At 66.6% G+C, this 665-nt stretch carries 1 protein-coding gene; it reads left to right on the top strand.

Going from position 1 to position 665, the window contains the following annotated elements; translation table 11 throughout:
• A partial coding sequence (locus tag HV670_RS30295; RefSeq protein WP_175108584.1) for a TolC family protein occupies nt 1-665 on the top strand: 665 nt, incomplete at both ends.

Below are 665 nucleotides of genomic sequence, written 5' to 3'. Positions count from 1 at the left end.
CCGCCTTACTCACCGCGCTCGCCCTGAGCGGCTGTTCGGTGGAGCCGACGTACAAGCGGCCGAGTGTCGACGTACCCGCCCACTACCTCGAAAGCGGACCGTCGCCGGCCGCAGCCTGGCGAACGGCGCACCCCGACGATGACCAGCCGCGCGGGCCATGGTGGACCCTGTTCGGCGATCCAACGCTCAATTCGCTCGAAGCGCGTGTCGATGTCTCAAATCAGACGCTGCGCAAATCGGTGGCGGCACTCGATGTCGCCCGCTCGGTATACGACCGGGAGCGCGCGGGCTTTCTCCCGACAGTCACAGCAGGGGCCGCCCAGTCTCGTACACGCGTCTCGCAGAACCTCCTCTACCGCAATGCCACCGACGGCAGGACCTATCCCGACCATTCGGTCGGTCTCACCGCATCGTGGGAGCCCGACGTGTTCGGCAAGATTCGGTCGCAGACCGACGCCGCCCAAGCCAGCATGCAGGCAAGCGCATCCGATGTCGAGACCGTGCGCCTCGCCATGACGGCGGAGCTTGCGGCCGACTACCTGGACCTGCGCGCAAACGACCGCGAAAAGGCGCTGCTCGACCAGACGATCGCGGCGTACCAGCAGGTCTACGACATGATGCAGCAGCGCTTCAAGCTTGGCGTGTCAGGTGCCGGGGACCTCGCC

The sequence above is a fragment of the Pararobbsia alpina genome (assembly GCF_902859895.1).
Lineage (GTDB): Bacteria > Pseudomonadota > Gammaproteobacteria > Burkholderiales > Burkholderiaceae > Pararobbsia > Pararobbsia alpina.
This window is presented reverse-complemented; position numbering and strand designations above follow the sequence as displayed.